2 protein-coding genes and 2 pseudogenes are annotated in these 2,722 nt (G+C 58.2%); 3 read left to right on the forward strand and 1 reads right to left on the reverse strand.

Features of this window, described 5'->3' with window-relative positions; all coding sequences use genetic code 11:
* Positions 1-106 precede the first annotated feature (106 nt).
* Both ASC90_RS17080 and ASC90_RS17085 read left to right on the forward strand, forming a co-directional pair.
* Positions 107-400: pseudogene (locus ASC90_RS17080) on the forward strand (transposase); the annotation flags it as partial.
* A gap of 185 nt (positions 401-585) precedes the next feature.
* Complete coding sequence (locus tag ASC90_RS17085) at positions 586-1,077, forward strand: hypothetical protein (RefSeq protein ID WP_056542739.1); 492 nt, start codon at positions 586-588, stop codon at positions 1,075-1,077.
* 156 nt (positions 1,078-1,233) lie between these two features.
* Here the strand turns inward: ASC90_RS17085 and ASC90_RS17090 are convergent.
* A pseudogene (locus ASC90_RS17090) lies at positions 1,234-1,959 on the reverse strand (phosphotransferase); the annotation flags it as partial.
* 179 nt (positions 1,960-2,138) lie between these two features.
* Between ASC90_RS17090 and ASC90_RS28390 the strand changes: the two are divergent.
* A complete protein-coding gene (locus ASC90_RS28390) occupies positions 2,139-2,555 on the forward strand; it encodes an NUDIX domain-containing protein (protein WP_348270874.1) in 417 nt (138 codons plus the stop codon).
* Positions 2,556-2,722: the final 167 nt, after the last annotated feature.

Raw genomic sequence — 2,722 nt, forward strand, 5'->3', positions numbered from 1 at the left:
ATCGGCCTCTATGGCAGCAAGGCCGAATGGGAGACAATGGAAGAGGAGCGCGGCGAACCGCAATCCGGCGGACTACGATCTGTCGCCCGGTGCAAGGGCCGGCTCGCTGACGATCATCAATTTTAAGATGGAAGTCCTCGCCGGGCCGGAACGTCGGCGGCGCTGGGGCACGGCAGAGAAGCTGGCGATCATCCACGAGACCTATGAGGCGGACGCGACGGTTAGCATCGTCGCGCGTCGGCACGGCATCCAGCCGAACCAGTTGTTCGCCTGGCGCAAGCTGGCGTCCCAAGGCGCGTTGACGGCGACGGCCGCCGAAGAGGAGGTCGTTCCGGCTTCCGAATACCGGGCGCTTCAGGCCCAGGTGAAGGAGTTGCAACGCCTGTTGGGCAAGAAGACGGAGGGGGCTGTTTGCTCTGCAGGATCGTGAATCGCTTTCACTATAAAGCCGTAGTTGCATGCTTTTGTCTTGCCAGCGGGCTCATGTTGAAGCGGGTGTTCTGACTTCAACGTCGAAAACTGCGTACTGGGAGACATTGTCCGCGCTTAGCTTGGTATTTCTCTAAAAATCAGAAGGAGACAGCTATGAGAAGCGAGATCGCAGTCGGAATTGCGCTGCTTTGTTCGACGCTGGTTGCGTCTGAAGTGATGGCCCAGACCAAATACGGCTCCGAGGCCGGCTGGGACATTATCGTCAAGGATGACATGGGGCCAGGTTGTCTGATCACCAAGGCGAACGCAGACGATACGCAGGTTCAGATGGGGATCGATGCAACCGGTGCCCTGCGCGGCTACATGGCGCTCTACACAAAGGCGGATACCAAAGTCACTGCAGGCCAGAAACTTCAGGTTCTATTCGATGTCGACGGTCAGCAGTTCCAGGGTGAAGCCAAGGGCCAGGCGATAGACGGTTATACGGGAGCGTTCGCGTGGGTAACCAACGCTGACTTTATCTACGACCTCGCCAAGAAGAACGCAGTGACAATCACACCCCAAGGAGGCAATCCGGTCGTTATAAAACTGGCGGGAACCGATGCCGCCTTTAAGGCGCTTAGAGCCTGCCAAGCCGCACAATAATGCTCGCTAGGTCGCCCTATTACAAGAGCAACACCAGATCGACGCTGGCGGACACCATCGAGGCGGTCTCTAAAATATAGCAGAACATGGAAAGGTGGCGGCATTCACGCCGCCACTGAGCTCATCGAGGCCATGGTTATGGCCTCTTAACGGGAGACGAACTTCGGCGAGCCGCCTGACTGCATACTCGTCCTGCCAGCAGATCGCGGCTTCCCATGCGGCTGACGCTTGCGCGGCGATGTCATGCGCGTCGTCGTCGAGGTCGGCAGCGTTGTCGGACAGCACCAGGTCAAGGTCTGGGACATCGACACGAGACTCATCCCAGTCGATCAACGCGACACGATCTGCTGTGATCCGGACGTTGCCAGGATTGTCGGGGTTGCCGTGAACAACGCATGTCCGACGCCCAATGAGCCGCGCCCACGCTGCCCGACATCGAATAACAGCCTCAGGCGGCATCGCGGAAAGGTTAATCCTCGTTCCAGTCTCAGTGTGCAGCAGGTCGGTCGAGGATCGCCAGCCGGGGCGCTGCGGCCAGCCCTGTGTCAGCCGGTGCAGATCGCGCAGCGTGTCGGCGACGCGACGCCAATCGGACCCCGCCTCTGGTGGTCCGCCCTCCATATATTTCATTACCACCAGCCCGTTCACGAACAGTCGGCCGTCAGTCGTCGCAATTGGAACCGGAACGGCCATGCCTGCGCGGTCGAGATATTGGAGAAGCTCGGTTTCCCATGCGAGATCAGCGTCGCACCTGGAGCCGAGACGACCGACGACGATCTGCCCATGGAGGCGAACACTCCACACGTCGTTGGCAGACCCACCGGTGAGCGGCTCGATGCGAACCGCGTCTTCACCCCATTGCCTAAGTGCTTCCCATCCCATTGGCGATCCCGACGAACTTTATGACATTGCCGCGTCAAATAGAGAAAGTTTTGCGACGCCACAATGTCCGCTCGTGGCGCTTCTACGCCATGACGGCAGTCGGCGCCCATTGCCGACATTGCGTCTGTGCTCTACCTATTCATATCATGACTGTCTGGCGACCAACTCAACAAATCAGAGTGAAGGCTATCGGCGTGCATTGGCGCGACGGGCGTCTTCTGGCTGCTGAGGTGCTTGATGATGATGGTGCTGTCACCGGAGTTCGTCCGCTGGGTGGGACCGTAGAGTTCGGGGAGCGAGCCGAAGTTGCTGTCCGACGTGAGTTCCGTGAAGAGCTTGGCGTTGATGTTAACGTCGTGAGTGGCCCGCTGTTTCTTGAGAACCTTTACAACCACGAAGGCGAAGATGGCCACGAAATTGTATTCGTGTTTGAGGTTGAGTTTCCCCGCACCGCGTCTCAACATCACGGCCACATAGAATTTCATGAGAGCGATGGCTCTCGTGATGTTGCTCGCTGGTACAGGCTGGATGAGCTTGACGTGGATGGGGCTCCAAAATTATACCCGATGGGTCTCAAGGCTGCGCTGTCGAGATAATTTCTGCCACGTTGTCATGTCCCTCTTGGCGCAAAGCCGAGGAACCCTGGTGCCAGCTATCGGCCCTTAGCTGCCATTTACCCCGACTTGCAAAACGACTAAGCGGTCACTACTTCCAAGATATCCTGCTACCGGAGATGCCATAAACATGGACCTGAACCTCGCTG

The organism is Rhizobium sp. Root1220, from assembly GCF_001426265.1.
Lineage (GTDB): Bacteria > Pseudomonadota > Alphaproteobacteria > Rhizobiales > Rhizobiaceae > Rhizobium.